We start from the raw sequence: 15,886 nt of genomic DNA, 5'->3' as shown, positions 1-15,886 counted from the left end.
GCAGGGGACCGTGGCCGGACCGACCACCGCCGAACGGCAGCAGCAGAAGTCCGGCCCGCCCCGCCCGCAGCGCACCCGCCGGGTCCGGTCGGCCCGTCCGCGTACCCTGGTCCTGGCCCTGGCCCTCGCCGTGCTCCTGGCGGCGGGGGGCATCTGGGCCCTCTACGGCTCGCAGTGGGTGCGCCTGGAGGAGGTGAAGGCGTCGGGCACCCGCGTGCTGACGCCCCGAGAGGTGATCGACGCGGCGGACGCCCCCGTCGGAGAACCACTGGTTTCGGTCGATACGGACGCCCTTGAGGAGCGTCTCCGCTCGAAATTGCCCCGAATTGACTCGGTTGAGGTCGTACGGTCCTGGCCGCACGAAATCGCACTGGAAGTGACGGAACGTAAGCCGGTTCTCTACCTCGAAAAGGGCGGAAAGTTCATCGAAGTGGACGCCGAGGGAGTGCGATTCGCCACGGTCGAGCACGCGCCCACGGCCGTGCCGCGGCTCGAATTGACGCCGGATCACAAGAACGACGCCGCGAGCCTGCGCCGGTTCGGCACCGACCGGCTGCTGCGCGAAGCGGTGCGGGTCGTCGGTGACCTGCCCGGAGCCGTCGCCCGCGATACCCGGAAGGTCAAGGTCCGTTCGTACGACTCCATCTCGCTGGAGTTGAGCGGCGGCCGTGCGGTCGTCTGGGGCAGTGGCGAGAAGGGGCGTACGAAAGCCACTACCCTCACCGCGCTGATGAAAGCGACCCCCAAGGCGCGGCACTTCGATGTGAGCGCCCCCACCGCCCCTGCGTCATCAGGGAGTTGACGCGTATCGCCGCAGGCCAGCACCCTGGTTCGGCATCGCTACGGCTGATCACATAGGGTGAAAAGAAAAACGGGAGGTTCGGCGTGTTCGTTGAACGTGCGCCACTTGTCGACTTAGTGTCCTGTTCGGAAGAGTCCAGGGAACAGACACACTGGTAACCCTAAACTTCAGCGTTAGGGTTCGGGTCGGCGTTCGGACCGTCCCATTCGGCATCAGTCGCCGCATCGCATCGATGCGAAACGGCGACACGTAACTCGAGGCGAGAGGCCTTCGACGTGGCAGCACCGCAGAACTACCTCGCAGTCATCAAAGTCATCGGTGTCGGCGGCGGTGGTGTCAATGCCATCAACCGGATGATCGAGGTCGGTCTCAAGGGCGTCGAGTTCATCGCCATCAACACCGACGCGCAAGCCCTGTTGATGAGCGACGCCGACGTCAAGCTCGACGTCGGCCGGGAACTGACCCGCGGCCTCGGCGCCGGCGCCAACCCGGCCGTCGGCCGCAAGGCCGCAGAGGACCACCGCGAGGAGATCGAGGAGGTCCTCAAGGGGGCCGACATGGTCTTCGTCACCGCCGGCGAAGGCGGTGGCACCGGCACCGGCGGCGCACCCGTCGTCGCCAACATCGCGCGCTCGCTCGGCGCCCTCACCATCGGCGTGGTCACCCGGCCGTTCACCTTCGAGGGCCGCCGCCGCGCCAACCAGGCCGAGGACGGCATCGCGGAGCTGCGCGAAGAGGTCGACACCCTCATCGTCATCCCCAACGACCGGCTGCTGTCCATTTCGGACCGCCAGGTCTCGGTCCTCGACGCCTTCAAGTCGGCGGACCAGGTCCTGCTCTCCGGTGTCCAGGGCATTACCGACCTCATCACCACGCCCGGCCTGATCAACCTCGACTTCGCCGACGTCAAGTCGGTCATGTCCGAGGCCGGTTCGGCACTCATGGGCATCGGCTCGGCCCGCGGCGACGACCGCGCGGTGGCCGCCGCCGAGATGGCGATCTCCTCACCGCTCCTGGAGGCGTCCATCGACGGCGCCCGCGGGGTGCTGCTCTCCATCTCCGGTGGCTCGGACCTCGGCCTCTTCGAGATCAACGAAGCGGCCCAACTGGTCAGCGAGGCCGCACACCCCGAGGCCAACATCATCTTCGGCGCGGTCATCGACGACGCGCTCGGCGACGAGGTCAGGGTCACCGTCATCGCGGCGGGCTTCGACGGCGGGCAGCCACCGTCCAAGCGGGACAACGTCCTTGGCTCGGCCTCCACGACCGCCAAGCGCGAGGAGCCGGCGCCGTCCGCGGCCCCGCGTCCCGCGGAATCGTCCCGCCCGGCCTTCGGCGGACTCGGCAGCGTCACCCCGCGCGAGGAGCCCCCGGCCCCGGAACCCGCGGAAGCCGCCCCGGCGAGCGAGGCCCCGGCCACCCCGGTGACCCCGCCGCAGGTCCCGCCGGCCCGTCCGTACCAGGACAGCCAGGCCGAAGAGCTGGACGTGCCGGACTTCCTGAAGTGATATCGGACTTCTCGAAGTGATAAGCAAGCACAGCACCGCGAGCGGCGCGCACTTCGCCTTCACCGACAGGTGGGGCGGGGTGAGCGCCGTTCCGTACGAAGAGCTCAATCTCGGCGGCGCGGTCGGCGACGAGGCCGAGGCCGTGCGGGAGAACCGGACGCTGGCCGCCAAGTCCCTCGGCGTCGACCCGGACCGGGTCGTCTGGATGAACCAGGTGCACGGCCGCGATGTCGCCGTGGTCGACGGGCCCTGGGGATCCGAGGCCGAGATCCCGGCCGTCGACGCGGTGGTGACCGCCCGCAGGGGCCTCGCCCTCGCGGTCCTGACCGCCGACTGCACGCCGGTCCTGCTCGCCGATCCGGTCGCCAAGGTCGCGGCCGCGGCGCACGCCGGGCGCCCGGGCATGGTGGCGGGCGTCGTGCCGGCCGCCGTCGAGGCCATGGTGGAGCTCGGCGCCGACCCCGGGCGCATCGTCGCCCGCACCGGGCCCGCCGTCTGCGGGCGTTGTTACGAAGTACCCGAGGCGATGCGCGCCGATGTCGCCGCCGTCGAGCCCGCGGCGTACGCCGAGACGAGCTGGGGTACGCCGGCGGTCGATGTGACCGCCGGGGTGCACGCCCAGCTGGAGCGGCTCGGAGTGCACGACCGGGAGCACTCGCCGGTGTGCACGCTGGAATCCGGTGACCACTTCTCGTACCGCCGCGACCGCACGACCGGTCGTCTCGCGGGCTATGTCTGGCTGGACTGATAAGGAATGACGGACCGTAGGACTCAACTCGCAGCAAATCTCGCGCAGGTCGAGGAGCGCATCGCCGCGGCGTGCGCGGCGGCCGGGCGCAAGCGGGAAGAGGTGACCCTGATCGTGGTCACCAAGACCTATCCGGCGAGCGATGTGCGAATCCTGTCGGAACTCGGAGTGCGTCACGTCGCGGAGAACCGCGACCAGGACGCGGCACCGAAGGCCGCGCAGTGCACGGATCTCCCCCTTACCTGGCACTTTGTCGGTCAGTTGCAGACCAATAAGGTGCGTTCCGTGGTCGGTTATGCCGATCTGGTGCAGTCCGTGGACCGGCCCAAGCTCGTCACGGCCCTTTCGGCGGCCGCCGTCCGCGCGGAGCGTGAACTCGGCTGCCTGATCCAGGTCGCGCTCGACGCCGAGGAGAACGGGCGGGGGGAGCGCGGGGGTGTCGGCCCCGGCGGAATCGGAGAGTTGGCCGACCTCGTGGCCGGGGCGCCGGGACTGCGTCTCGACGGTCTGATGACCGTCGCGCCGCTCACCGGTCCGTACGCGGGACGGCAACAGGCGGCGTTCGAGCGGCTGATGGAATTCGCAACCCTCATGCGCGCGGCTCATCCGGCTGCGAACATGGTGTCAGCAGGGATGAGTGCGGACCTCGAACAGGCCGTGGCGGCCGGGGCGACACATGTGCGCGTCGGTACGGCGGTACTCGGAGTCCGACCCGGGCTCGGGTAACGTCGCCAAGAAGTCGGACCACAGCAGAAAATATGGTCATTCTCGCTGTTGAGGCGGGGATACCACGTGGATCGCGGGCAGTTGGTGACGACAGCCGATCCACCACAGAGCGGAGGACTCAGAGCATGGCCGGCGCGATGCGCAAGATGGCGGTCTACCTCGGCCTCGTGGAGGACGATGGGTACGACGGAGCGGGGTTCGACCCCGATGACGAGTTCGAACCCGAGCCGGAGCCCGAGCGCGACCGCAGGCGGCATGAACCGCCACACCAGTCGCACCAGTCGCACCAATCCCATCAGTCCCAAAGGGACGAATCGGTACGAGTGGTGCAGCCCCCCGCCCCCCGTGAGCCGGTGGCCCATTCCGCTTCGCTAGCCGCGGAATCCGGACGTCCGGCACGAATCGCCCCCGTGGCATCCATCACACCTGAACGTCAGAGCCTGGAGAAGAACGCACCGGTGATCATGCCCAAGGTCGTGTCCGAGCGGGAGCCCTACCGCATCACCACGTTGCACCCCCGGACCTACAACGAGGCCCGTACCATCGGGGAACACTTCCGCGAGGGCACTCCGGTGATCATGAATCTGACCGAGATGGACGACACCGACGCGAAGCGACTTGTCGACTTTGCCGCCGGTCTGGTCTTCGGTCTCCATGGCAGCATTGAGCGCGTGACGCAGAAGGTGTTCCTGTTGTCGCCTGCTAACGTCGATGTAACGGCGGAGGACAAGGCTCGCATCGCAGAGGGCGGGTTCTTCAACCAGAGCTGAGACGCAAGTGACGCAGTAGTCGCAAGCAAGACGCAGTACCGGAACGACGAAGCACGAGTAACAGGGGAGAGGGAACCGCGAACATGAGCGTGGTCTTGCAGGTGCTTTACATCGCGCTGATGTGCTTCCTCATCGTGCTTATCTTCCGACTGGTCATGGACTACGTCTTCCAGTTCGCCCGCTCATGGCAACCCGGCAAGGCGATGGTGGTCGTTCTGGAGGCCACCTACACTGTCACTGATCCACCGCTCAAGCTTCTGCGGCGGTTCATTCCGCCGCTGCGTCTCGGGGGCGTGGCGCTCGACCTGTCCTTCTTCGTACTGATGATCATCGTCTACATCCTGATCTCCGTCGTGAGCCGGCTGTGAGCTCGATGTCAGCTACGTTCTTGCCGAATGCCGACGACTACGTTGAGGTGAAGAGATGCCGTTGACCCCCGAGGACGTGCGGAACAAGCAGTTCACGACCGTCCGCCTCCGAGAAGGCTATGACGAGGACGAGGTCGATGCCTTCCTCGATGAGGTCGAAGCCGAACTGACTCGCCTGCTCCGCGAGAACGAGGATCTGCGCGCCAAGCTGGCCGCCGCCACCCGCGCCGCTGCTCAGAACCAGCAGCAGGGCGGTATGCGCAAGGGTCCCGACGGGCCGCAGGACCAGCGAGGTCCGGGTGCTCCGGTGCCCGCCGCTATATCGGGACCGCAGCCGGTCCCGCCGCAGCAGATGGGTGGCCCCATGGGTGGCCCGCCTCAGCTGCCCGGCGGCGCACCGCAGCTGCCCGCAGGTCCCAGCGGACATGGCCAGCAGCACGGCCAGCAGGGTGGTCCGCAGGGCCCCGGCCCGATGGGTCAGGGCCCGATGGGCGGCCCCATGGGTGGTCCCATGGGTGGCGGCCCGATGGGTGGTCCGCAGATGCCGCAGCCCGGTCAGGGCCCCGGTGGCGACAGCGCCGCCCGCGTGCTGTCCCTTGCGCAGCAGACCGCCGACCAGGCGATCGCGGAGGCCCGTTCCGAGGCCAACAAGATCGTCGGCGAGGCCCGTTCGCGCGCCGAGGGCCTCGAGCGTGACGCCCGTGCCAAGGCCGACGCCCTGGAGCGGGACGCGCAGGAGAAGCACCGTGTCGCGATGGGCTCCCTGGAGTCCGCTCGCGCCACGCTGGAGCGCAAGGTCGAGGACCTGCGCGGCTTCGAGCGCGAGTACCGCACGCGTCTGAAGTCGTACCTGGAGTCGCAGCTGCGCCAGCTGGAGACGCAGGCCGACGACTCGCTGGCCCCGCCGCGTACGCCTGCCACCGCCTCGCTGCCGCCGTCCCCGGCGCCGTCGATGGCTCCGGCCGGCGCGGGTGCCCCGTCCTACGGCGGCAACCAGTCGATGGGTGGCGGCAACCAGCAGGGCGGCGGTCCGTCCTACGGCGGCCAGCAGCAGATGTCGCCGGCGATGACCCAGCCGATGGCGCCGGTGCGGCCGCAGGGCCAGCAGCCGATGCAGCAGGCTCCGTCGCCGATGCGTGGTTTCCTCATCGACGAGGACGACAACTGACGGGCGTGACCACGCCTTAGGCGTCGGCAGCGTTCAGGGCCGGGCCCCCAGATTCTCTGGGGGCCCGGCCCTTTTGCGCGTCCGGGGGTGTTCTGTGCGTCCGGCGGCGTCGTACAGGAGCGTTCGTCTGTACGTGGTACGCAACGCCGAAGGCCCGGTCCCACCAAGATTTCTTGGCGGGACCGGGCCTTCGGCCGTGTGCTCGGGCGCGCTTACGCCTTGCGCAGGCGGAACGTCAGCTTCAGGGAGTTGTCGGTGAACGGCTGCCCGAATGTGTCGTCCGCCTCACCCTGGGCGAACTCCGTGGCGAGCACCTCGTCGGAGATGAGCCCGGCGTGGTCGGAGAGCGCCGTGAGCACCTCCGGGTCCGTGGACGTCCAGCGCAGGGCGATCCGGTCCGCGACGTCCAGGCCGCTGTTCTTGCGGGCCTCCTGGATCAGGCGGATCGCGTCACGGGCGAGGCCCGCGCGGCGCAGCTCCTGAGTGATCTCCAGGTCCAGGGCGACCGTGGCACCGGAGTCGGAGGCCACCGACCAGCCCTCGCGCGGGGTCTCCGTGATGATGACCTCGTCCGGGGCCAGCGTCACCGTCTCGCCGTCGACCTCGACGGAGGCCGTGCCCTCGCGGAGCGCCAGCGACAGGGCGGCGGCGTCGGCCTCGGCGACGGCCTTGGCGACCGCCTGGACACCCTTGCCGAACCGCTTGCCGAGCGCCCGGAAGTTCGCCTTGGCGGTGGTGTCGACCAGGGAGCCGCCGACTTCGGAGAGTGACGCCAGGGAGGAGACGTTCAGCTCCTCCGTGATCTGGGCGTGCAGCTCCGGGCCGAGCGAGTCGAAGCCGGACGCCGCGACGAGCGCGCGGGACAGCGGCTGGCGGGTCTTGACGCCCGACTCCGCGCGGGTGGCACGGCCGAGCTCGACCAGGCGGCGTACGAGGACCATCTGCCGGGACAGCTCCGGGTCGATGGCGGTCAGGTCCGTCTCCGGCCAGGAGGCGAGGTGCACGGACTCCGGGGCGTCCGGGGTCACGGGCACGACCAGGTCCTGCCAGACACGCTCCGTGATGAACGGCGTGAGCGGGGCCATCAGGCGCGTGACCGTGTCGACGACCTCGTGCAGGGTGCGCAGGGCCGCCTTGTCGCCCTGCCAGAAGCGGCGACGGGAACGGCGTACGTACCAGTTGGAGAGGTTGTCCACGAAGACGGACAGGAGCTTGCCCGCGCGCTGCGTGTCGTAGCCCTCCAGGGCCTGGGTGACCTGGTCGGTCAGGGCGTGCAGCTCGCTGAGCAGCCAGCGGTCCAGGAGCGGGCGGTCGGCGGGCGCCGGGTCGGCGTCGCTCGGGGCCCACTTCGACGTACGGGCGTACAGGGCCTGGAAGGCGACCGTGTTCCAGTAGGTGAGGAGCGTCTTGCGGACGACCTCCTGGATGGTGCCGTGGCCCACGCGGCGCGCCGCCCACGGGGAGCCGCCGGCCGCCATGAACCAGCGCACCGCGTCGGCGCCGTGCTGGTCCATGAGCGGGATGGGCTGGAGGATGTTGCCCAGGTGCTTGGACATCTTGCGGCCGTCCTCGGCGAGGATGTGGCCGAGGCAGACCACGTTCTCGTAGGACGACTTGTCGAAGACCAGGGTGCCGATGGCCATCAGCGTGTAGAACCAGCCGCGGGTCTGGTCGATGGCCTCCGAGATGAACTGGGCGGGGTAGCGGCTCTCGAAGAGTTCCTTGTTCTTGTACGGGTAGCCCCACTGCGCGAACGGCATGGAGCCCGAGTCGTACCAGGCGTCGATGACCTCCGGCACGCGCGTGGCCGTGCCGGCGCAGCCCTCCTTGGGGCACGTGAAGGTGATCTCGTCGATGAAGGGGCGGTGCGGGTCCAGGCCCGACTGGTCGGTGCCGGTCAGGTCGGAGAGCTCCGCGCGCGAGCCGACGCAGGTGAGGTGGTCGTCCTCGCAGCGCCAGATGGGCAGTGGGGTGCCCCAGTAGCGGTTGCGGGAGAGCGCCCAGTCGACGTTGTTGTTCAGCCAGTCGCCGAAGCGGCCGTGCTTGACCGACTCCGGGAACCAGTTGGTCTTCTCGTTCTCCTGGAGGAGCTTGTCCTTGACGGCCGTGGTGCGGATGTACCAGGACGGCTGCGCGTAGTAGAGCAGCGCCGTGTGGCAGCGCCAGCAGTGCGGGTAGCTGTGCTCGTACGCGATGTGCTTGAAGAGCAGGCCGCGGTCGTCGAGGTCCTTGGTGAGGGCCTCGTCGGCCTTCTTGAAGAAGACGCCGCCCACGAGCGGGACGTCCTCCTCGAAGGTGCCGTCCGGGCGGACCGGGTTCACGACCGGCAGGCCGTACGCGCGGCAGACCTTGAGGTCGTCCTCACCGAAGGCGGGGGACTGGTGGACGAGGCCGGTGCCGTCCTCCGTGGTGACGTACTCGGCGTTGACCACGAAGTGGGCCGGAGCCGGGAACTCCACCAGCTCGAAGGGACGTTGGTACGTCCAGCGCTCCATCTCGGCGCCGGTGAAGGTCTCGCCGGTCGTCTCCCACCCCTCGCCGAGCGCCTTCTCGACGAGCTGCTGGGCGACGACGAGCTTCTGCTCGCCGTCCGTCGCGACGACGTAGGTGACGTCGGGGTGCGCGGCGACGGCGGTGTTGGAGACGAGCGTCCAGGGCGTCGTCGTCCAGACCAGGAGGGCGGCCTCGCCCGCGAGGGGACCGGAGGTGAGGGGGAAGCGGACGTAGACGGACGGGTCGACCACCGTCTCGTAGCCCTGCGCCAGCTCGTGGTCGGACAGGCCCGTGCCACAGCGCGGGCACCAGGGGGCGACGCGGTGGTCCTGGACGAGCAGGTCCTTGTTGAAGATCTCCTTCAGGGACCACCAGACCGAGTCGACGTACTCGGGGTTCATCGTCCGGTACGCGTCGTCGAGGTCGACCCAGTACCCCATGCGGGTCGTCAGCTCGGTGAAGGCGTCGGTGTGGCGGGTCACGGACTCGCGGCACTTGGCGTTGAACTCGGCGATGCCGTACGCCTCGATGTCCTTCTTGCCGTTGAAGCCGAGTTCCTTCTCGACCGCGAGCTCCACGGGGAGGCCGTGGCAGTCCCAGCCGGCCTTGCGGGCCACGTGGTAGCCGCGCATGGTGCGAAAGCGCGGGAAGACGTCCTTGAAGACGCGGGCCTCGATGTGGTGGGCGCCCGGCATGCCGTTGGCGGTCGGCGGACCCTCGTAGAACACCCACTCGGGGCGGCCTTCGGACTGCTCCAGGCTCTTGGCGAAGATCTTCTGCTCGCGCCAGAAGTCGAGCACGGCGTGCTCGAGGGCGGGCAGGTCGACCTGGGCGGGTACCTGTCGGTACTGCGGCGGCGTATTCACGGGCTCCTCCGGCGGATGTGCTGCCTTCCGTCGGAGGGACGAGAGCCGTGTGCGCCTGGTGCGGCGCGCTCCCGCGGTACCACCCTCCTTGGCTCTCCGGAACGGTGCTCCGTGCCGGTGAGCCCCCTCATTGGGGTCGCGATACCGGGTCTACTCACCTCGGCCCTACGGCCTCGGCTTTCTTCCGGCGGCTCCGGGGTGATCTTCACGTCGCGCTCGCCCCCGGGCTCACACCGTCCCCGGGTCGCTCATGGCTGCGTACGCCGCTACTCGTCCCCATCCACGCTTCTCGCTGCCGTTCAGTGTACGGCGCCCGGGAAGCGTGGCCGAACGGTTTTTGCGGGACCGCGCGGGGGGCGGGGTGCGGGGCGTGGACTGACCCGAATGGCGACATGCGCGGCGCGGGATCCCGGCGCGCGTCGGCCGGCGGATTACCCGGCAGGGAGTTGGGCACAACGCTTGCAGACTCGCCCCGCGGGACCGGCGTGGCGGGCGGATCGGGCGGCGTGCCCCGTTGCCGCGGGCCTGGAGTCGATTTATCGTCCCAGAACGATTCGCGTGCAAGATCACAATATGTGAAGGGGCCGCGGCCATGGTGGCGAAGAAGACCGCCGTACAGCAGTCGGCGTCCGGCAGATCCACAGGCGCGGCCGGGACGACGGCCAAGGATGTGAGCGGCAGCGGCGGAGGCAGCGGCAGCGGCGAGAAGCGCGGGCACGAGGCGTACGTGGCCAATGGCATGCATGCGGCGAGGGAGGTCGCGCGGAAGGTCCATGTGGGGCCCGGAGCGATGTCGCGGGAGGAGGCGGCGGGGAAGGGGGCGGGGGTGTCGGGGGCGGTGGGGAAGAGGGCGGGGGTGTCTGGGGCGGCGGTTGCGTCGGGGGCGGCGGGGAAGAAGGCGGTGGCGAAGGGGGCGGTGGTCAAGGAGGCTGCGTCTGAGCAGGCCGCGGCGAAGAAGACTGCAGCTGAGAAGGCGGCAGCCAAGAAGACGGCGGCTAAGAAGACTGCCGCCAAGAAGACGGCAGCTATGAAGGGGGCTGTCGAGAACACGGCAACGGAGGGGGCGGCAGCCGAAAAGGCGGCGGCCAAGAAGACGGCCAAGAAGGCTGCGGCGAAGAAGGCGGTGGCCGAGCCGATCGTGTCGGGCGAGGCTGTGCCACAGGCGGCCGGGGCGAAGAAGGCCGTGGCTGAGCCGACCGTGCCGAAGGCGGTCGCAGCGAAGAAGGTGGTGGCTGAGCCGACGGTGCCTGGTGAGACCACACCGGAGAAGGCTGCACCGGAGACGGCCGCAGCGAAGAGGGCCCCAGCGAAGAAGGCCCCAGCGACGAAGGCCGCGGCCGAGCCAACCGTGTCTGGCAAGACCGTGCCGGAAGCGGCTGTGCCGAAGGCGGCCTCAGCCGAGCCGACCGCGCCTGGCGAGGCCGTGCCGGAAGCGGCGGTGCCGGACGCGGCCACGGCGAAGAAGGCCGTGGCCAAGAAAGCCGGCGTCGAGAAGGCCACTACCAAGAAGCCCACTACCAAGAAGGTCGCCGCCAAGAAGACCGCCGCCAAGAAGGCTGCCGCGAAGAATGCTTCCTCCAAGGAGGCTTCCGCCGAGAAGTCGGTGGGCAAGAAAGCCTCTGCCGATGGGGCGGGAGCCGCGGAGGCATCCGCTCCCGGGGTGGGGGCGGACGAGGCTTCTGAGAGCGCTGCCAAGACGGCTGAGCAGGCAGGGAAGATGGCGATGGAGGAGGCGACCCCGCTGCGGAAAGCGGCCCCCGCGAGGGATGCGGGCCATGCGGGGGCGGAGGCTCCCGTGAGGGAAGCGACTCCTGCCGGGGAAGGGACTCCCGGGGGAGGCGCAGACCTGGACCTGGAGGGAGAGGTGGACGTCGGGGGCGAGACAGACTCCGCGGCAGGCATGGCCCCGGCCGGGGAAGCACCCGCCAAGAAGAGCCCCGTCAAGAAGAGCCCTGCCAAGAAAAGCGCCGCCAAGCAGGGCACGACGAAGCAGAGCACGGCCAAGAAGAGCACGGCGAAGAAGACGGTCGCGTCCGCGGCCGAAGATGCGGCTGAGGCCGCGGAGACGACGGGAGCCACGACAGTGGTTGCGAAGAAGACTCCGGGCACGGCGACCGCAGCGACCAAGCCGACGGCGGTGCCCAAGGCGCGTGCCGCCGCGGCCGACGCCGGTGAGCTCGCGGTCCGGCCGGGCGAGGACCCCTGGACGCCGGAAGAGGTCGCGCAGGCCCGCACGGACCTCCAGAGCGAGGCGCTGCGGCTGACCACCGAGATCACGGCGTCCGAACGGGCCCTCGCGGGGCTGATGCGGGACTCCGGGGACGGCGCGGGCGACGACGAGGCGGACACCGGTACGAAGAACATCACGCGCGAGCACGAGATGGCCCTGGCCGCGAACGCGCGCGAGATGCTCGTCCAGACCGAGCGCGCCCTGGAACGCCTCGACGCGGGGACGTACGGCCTCTGCGAGAACTGCGGCAACCCGATCGGCAAGGCGCGCATGCAGGCCTTCCCGCGCGCGACGCTCTGCGTGGAGTGCAAGCAGAAGCAGGAACGGCGCTCCTGAGCACGGCCTGAACGCCTGGACCCGTACGTGTGTGCCGTACCCTCGTCCCCAGTCAGGTACCTAGGTCGAGGGACTCACGTGGCAGAGGCGGAGCGCATCATCGGTACGCCGGACAACCCTGAGACGGGCGGGGGCGAGCCGGAGCAGTCCGGCGAGGTCGCGGGCGAGGACGGGCAGCAGCCCAGGGGCAGGCGCAGGATCGCCGTGCTCTTCGTCGTCGCCGCCGTCGCCTACGCCTTCGACCTGATCAGCAAGATGATCGTGGTCGCGAAGCTGGAGCACCACGAGCCGATCGACATCGTCGGCGACTGGCTCCGCTTCAACGCGATCCGGAACGCGGGCGCGGCCTTCGGGTTCGGCGAGGCCTTCACGATCATCTTCACGTGCATCGCGGCCGCCGTCATCGTGGTGATCGCCCGCCTCGCCCGCAAGCTGTACAGCCTGCCCTGGGCGATCGCGCTCGGTCTGCTGCTCGGCGGCGCGCTCGGCAACCTCACCGACCGGATCTTCCGTGCGCCCGGCGTCTTCGAGGGCGCGGTGGTCGACTTCATCGCCCCCAAGGGCTTCGCCGTCTTCAACCTCGCGGACTCGGCGATCGTCTGCGGGGGCATCCTGATCGTGCTGCTGTCCTTCCGCGGACTCGACCCGGACGGCACCGTCCACAAGGACTGAGGCCCCGCCCCGTACGAGACCTGTGGTCGGGGAGTGTCGGTGGGCTCCTGCATACTCAATGGGTGAGCACGATTCCCGAGATCCGCACCCTGCCCGTGCCGGACGGCCTGGAGGGCGAGCGCGTCGACGCCGCCATCTCCCGCATGTTCGGTTTCTCCCGTACGAAGGCCGCCGAGCTCGCCGCGGCGGGGAAGGTCTCGGTCGACGGCTCGGTGGTCGGCAAGTCCGAGCGGGTGCACGGCGGCGCCTGGCTGGAAGTGGAGATGCCGCAGGCGCCCGCTCCGGTGCAGGTCGTGGCCGAGCCCGTCGAGGGCATGGAGATCGTGCATGACGACGACGACATCGTCGTGATCGTCAAGCCGGTCGGCGTGGCCGCGCACCCGAGCCCCGGCTGGACCGGGACGACCGTGATCGGCGGCCTCGCGGCGGCCGGTTTCCGCGTCTCCACCTCCGGTGCCGCCGAGCGCCAGGGCATCGTGCACCGCCTGGACGTGGGCACCTCCGGCCTCATGGTGGTCGCCAAGTCGGAGCGCGCGTACACGTCCCTGAAGCGCCAGTTCAAGGAGCGCACGGTCGACAAGCGCTACAACGCGCTGGTGCAGGGCCACCCCGACCCGATGAGCGGCACCATCGACGCCCCCATCGGCCGGCACCCCAACCACGACTACAAGTGGGCGGTCACGGCCGAGGGCAAGCCCTCCGTGACGCACTACGACCTCATCGAGGCCTTCCGGGCCGCCTCCCTGCTCGACATCAAGCTGGAGACCGGGCGCACCCACCAGATCCGCGTCCACATGGCGGCACACCGGCACCCCTGCGTGGGCGACCTGACATACGGCGCGGACCCGACGCTCGGCAAGCGGCTCGGCCTCACGCGGCAGTGGCTGCACGCGGTCCGGCTCGGCTTCGAGCACCCGGGCGACGGGCAGTGGGTGGAGTTCGAGAGCCAGTACCCCGACGACCTCCAGCAGGCGCTCGACCGGGTGCGGGAGGAGAGTTCTTGAGCGATGTGACGATCCGGGTCGCTCGGGACCCGGACGACCTGGCGGCCTGCTTCGCGGTCCGCAAGGACGTCTTCGTGGCCGAGCAGCAGGTGCCCGAAGAGCTTGAGTACGACGAGTACGACGCCGAGGCGACGCACGTGCTGGCGGTGCGCGAGGACGGCGTTCCGCTGGGCACCGGGCGGCTCCTGACCGGCGCCGCGGCCGCCGTGAAGAACGGTGGGGACGCCACCGTCGGCGCGCTCGGCCGGCTCGCGGTGACGCGGGCGGCGCGCGGCCTCGGCGTCGGAGCGGCCCTGGTCGGCGCCATCGAGGACGCGGCACGCGCGCGTGGCCTGACGGCGGTCGACCTGCACGCGCAGACGCACGCCCTGGGTTTCTACGAGCGCCTGGGGTACGAGGCGTACGGACCTGAATTCCCGGACGCCGGAATTCCGCACCGGGCCATGCGGAAGGCACTGCGCCGGCGCTGAAGCGTAGGCACGGGCCGCGCGCCCCCGGGGCACCGCCGCGAGCGCGGAAAGTGGGGCGCGGTCGTCCGGTTCGCAACGGACGCGTGGCAGGGTTGAGGTCTTGATCGTTGGAGTCTCGACCGCCCGGAGGGCGCACCGTGGATCAACTGGCGCTGCTGCTCGTCTTGCTGCTGGGGGCCGTCGTCACGGTGCCGCTGGGGGACCGGCTCGGGCTGCCCGCGCCGGTGCTGATGACGCTGGCGGGCATCGGCATGGCCCTCCTGCCGTTCGTGCCCAATGTCGAGATCCCGCCGGACTACATCCTCCCGCTGGTCCTGCCGCCCCTGCTCTACGCGTCCGTGCAGCGCACGTCATGGCGGCAGTTCGCGGCCAACCGGCGGCCCATCTTCCTGCTCGCCGTGGCCCTGGTGTTCGTGACCACGGCGGCGGTCGCCGCCATGGCCAACGCCCTGGTGCCCGGGCTGCCGATCGCCGCGGCCGTCGCGCTCGGAGCGCTCGTCGCGCCGCCGGACCCCGTCGCCGCGACCGCCGTCGCGGGTTCGCTCGGGCTGCCCCGCAGGCTCGTGTCGATCCTGGAGGGCGAGGGGCTCTTCAACGACGTCACCGCGATCGTGCTCTACCACGTGGCGATCGCGGCGGCGGTGAGCGGCACCTTCTCCTGGCCGTCCGCCGCGGGCAGGCTGGTGCTGTCCGCAGTGGTGGCCGTGCTCGTCGGGCTCGTGCTCGGCTGGCTCACGAACAAGCTCATGATGCTGCTCGGCGACGCCACCCTCCAGACCGGCCTGACGCTGCTCGTGCCGTTCGTCAGCTATGTGCTGGCCGAGGAGATGCTCGGCTCCGGCGTGCTGGCCGTCCTGACCACGGCGCTCTACCTCGCGGAGAACGCCGTCGACGCCGACGACGTGCTCGGGCGGATCACCGGCCAGACCTTCTGGCAGATCGTCGACACCCTGGTGACCGGCGCCGCGTTCGGGCTCATCGGGCTCGAACTGCACAACGTCTTCGGCATCGCGAGCGGCCGTGAGTGGGAGATGTTCGGCTGGGGCGCGGCGATCGTCGGGGTCGTCGTCGGCGTACGGCTGCTGTGGCTGCTGCCCGCGACGTGGCTCGCCAAGCGGCTCCACAAGCGCCGGGACTTCGACGAGGACATCCCGACGAGCTGGCGCGAGACCGTCGTCATGTGGTGGGCCGGTATGCGCGGCGTGGCGTCCGTGGCGCTCGCGCTCGCCATCCCGCTCAAGACGGACGACGGGTCTCCGTTCCCGGCCCGCGACGAGATCATCTTCATCGCGTTCTGCGTCATCATGGCGACCCTCGTCGTCCAGGGGCTCACGCTGCCCTGGCTGGTGCGCAAGCTCCGGGTGCAGGCCGACGCCGGCGCGGAGCGGGAGCTGGAGCGCGAGCTGGCGGTGCGCGCCGCCAAGGCCGCCAAGCGCCGCCTGAAGGAGATCGAGGAGGTCGAGGAGCTCCCGGAGGAGGTCTCGGAGCGGTTGCAGCGCGGCGCGTTCGACATCGGGGCCAGGATCAGCCCGGACATGGTCGACGAGGAGCGCCGCGAGCGGTACGCGCGGCGCGTGGACCGCCTGAAGGCCTTCCAGCGCATCCAGCGCGAGATGATGTCCGCCGCCCGCCACGAGGTCCTCGCCGCGCGCAGCGAGCCCGGTGCCGACCCGGAGATCGTCGACCGGGTGCTGCATCACCTCGACGTGCGCAGCTTGCGCTGAG

At 70.0% G+C, this 15,886-nt stretch carries 13 protein-coding genes; 12 read left to right on the top strand and 1 reads right to left on the bottom strand.

What is annotated here, in order from left to right:
* Nucleotides 1–10 precede the first annotated feature (10 nt).
* From KKZ08_RS10065 to KKZ08_RS10035, 7 genes are all read left to right on the top strand, one after another.
* Nucleotides 11–802: an FtsQ-type POTRA domain-containing protein gene (locus KKZ08_RS10065; RefSeq protein WP_223774123.1), complete on the top strand. Its 792-nt coding sequence runs from the start codon at nt 11–13 to the stop codon at nt 800–802.
* A gap of 275 nt (nt 803–1,077) precedes the next feature.
* Nucleotides 1,078–2,310 (top strand): cell division protein FtsZ, encoded by a 1,233-nt coding sequence (ftsZ, locus tag KKZ08_RS10060; RefSeq protein WP_223774122.1) that lies wholly within the window; start codon nt 1,078–1,080, stop codon nt 2,308–2,310.
* A gap of 16 nt (nt 2,311–2,326) precedes the next feature.
* Entirely contained in the window at nt 2,327–3,058 is a 732-nt protein-coding gene (pgeF, locus tag KKZ08_RS10055) for a peptidoglycan editing factor PgeF (protein WP_223774121.1), read from the top strand.
* 6 nt (nt 3,059–3,064) lie between these two features.
* Nucleotides 3,065–3,784 carry a YggS family pyridoxal phosphate-dependent enzyme gene (locus KKZ08_RS10050; RefSeq protein WP_223774120.1) on the top strand — a complete coding sequence of 240 codons (720 nt, stop codon included), beginning with the start codon at nt 3,065–3,067 and terminating at the stop codon, nt 3,782–3,784.
* A 125-nt stretch (nt 3,785–3,909) separates the two neighbouring features.
* Nucleotides 3,910–4,554 carry a cell division protein SepF gene (sepF, locus tag KKZ08_RS10045; RefSeq protein ID WP_223774119.1) on the top strand — a complete coding sequence of 215 codons (645 nt, stop codon included), beginning with the start codon at nt 3,910–3,912 and terminating at the stop codon, nt 4,552–4,554.
* 83 nt (nt 4,555–4,637) lie between these two features.
* Nucleotides 4,638–4,922: a YggT family protein gene (locus tag KKZ08_RS10040; protein ID WP_055528652.1), complete on the top strand. Its 285-nt coding sequence runs from the start codon at nt 4,638–4,640 to the stop codon at nt 4,920–4,922.
* A gap of 55 nt (nt 4,923–4,977) precedes the next feature.
* Nucleotides 4,978–6,090 carry a DivIVA domain-containing protein gene (locus tag KKZ08_RS10035; RefSeq protein WP_223774118.1) on the top strand — a complete coding sequence of 371 codons (1,113 nt, stop codon included), beginning with the start codon at nt 4,978–4,980 and terminating at the stop codon, nt 6,088–6,090.
* Between the two features lie 212 nt (nt 6,091–6,302).
* On the opposite strand, the gene ileS is transcribed toward KKZ08_RS10035, so the two are convergent.
* Nucleotides 6,303–9,449 carry an isoleucine--tRNA ligase gene (gene ileS / locus KKZ08_RS10030; RefSeq protein WP_223774117.1) on the bottom strand — a complete coding sequence of 1,049 codons (3,147 nt, stop codon included), beginning with the start codon at nt 9,447–9,449 and terminating at the stop codon, nt 6,303–6,305.
* Nucleotides 9,450–10,041: 592 nt separating this feature from the next.
* Between ileS and KKZ08_RS10025 the strand changes: the two genes are divergently transcribed.
* The 5 genes from KKZ08_RS10025 to KKZ08_RS10005 all read left to right on the top strand — a co-directional run bounded on the left by KKZ08_RS10025 (nt 10,042) and on the right by KKZ08_RS10005 (nt 15,885).
* Complete coding sequence (locus KKZ08_RS10025; RefSeq protein ID WP_263303335.1) at nt 10,042–12,015, top strand: histone H1-like repetitive region-containing protein; 1,974 nt, start codon at nt 10,042–10,044, stop codon at nt 12,013–12,015.
* Nucleotides 12,016–12,093: 78 nt separating this feature from the next.
* Nucleotides 12,094–12,687: a signal peptidase II gene (gene lspA, locus KKZ08_RS10020; RefSeq protein ID WP_223774116.1), complete on the top strand. Its 594-nt coding sequence runs from the start codon at nt 12,094–12,096 to the stop codon at nt 12,685–12,687.
* 62 nt (nt 12,688–12,749) lie between these two features.
* Nucleotides 12,750–13,691 carry an RluA family pseudouridine synthase gene (locus KKZ08_RS10015; RefSeq protein WP_223774115.1) on the top strand — a complete coding sequence of 314 codons (942 nt, stop codon included), beginning with the start codon at nt 12,750–12,752 and terminating at the stop codon, nt 13,689–13,691.
* Nucleotides 13,688–14,161, top strand: a complete 474-nt coding sequence (locus KKZ08_RS10010) for a GNAT family N-acetyltransferase (RefSeq protein ID WP_223774114.1) — start codon at nt 13,688–13,690, stop codon at nt 14,159–14,161. Before KKZ08_RS10015 ends, KKZ08_RS10010 begins: the two co-directional genes overlap by 4 nt.
* 137 nt (nt 14,162–14,298) lie before the next feature.
* Nucleotides 14,299–15,885 carry a Na+/H+ antiporter gene (locus tag KKZ08_RS10005; RefSeq protein ID WP_223774113.1) on the top strand — a complete coding sequence of 529 codons (1,587 nt, stop codon included), beginning with the start codon at nt 14,299–14,301 and terminating at the stop codon, nt 15,883–15,885.
* Nucleotide 15,886 lies beyond the last annotated feature (1 nt).

Source organism: Streptomyces sp. 135 (assembly GCF_020026305.1).
In the GTDB taxonomy this organism is placed as follows: Bacteria; Actinomycetota; Actinomycetes; order Streptomycetales; family Streptomycetaceae; genus Streptomyces.
The sequence above is the reverse complement of the archived record's forward strand: the minus strand, read 5'-3'. Positions and strand labels throughout refer to the sequence as shown.

What these genes read in the sequence shown, in the direction of transcription:
- KKZ08_RS10050 (WP_223774120.1), top strand. Translation starts at nt 3,065, where the DNA reads ATGACGGACCGTAGGACTCAACTCGCAGCAAATCTCGCGCAGGTCGAG.
- sepF (WP_223774119.1), top strand. Translation starts at nt 3,910, where the DNA reads ATGGCCGGCGCGATGCGCAAGATGGCGGTCTACCTCGGCCTCGTGGAG.
- KKZ08_RS10040 (WP_055528652.1), top strand. Translation starts at nt 4,638, where the DNA reads ATGAGCGTGGTCTTGCAGGTGCTTTACATCGCGCTGATGTGCTTCCTC.
- KKZ08_RS10035 (WP_223774118.1), top strand. Translation starts at nt 4,978, where the DNA reads ATGCCGTTGACCCCCGAGGACGTGCGGAACAAGCAGTTCACGACCGTC.
- KKZ08_RS10025 (WP_263303335.1), top strand. Translation starts at nt 10,042, where the DNA reads ATGGTGGCGAAGAAGACCGCCGTACAGCAGTCGGCGTCCGGCAGATCC.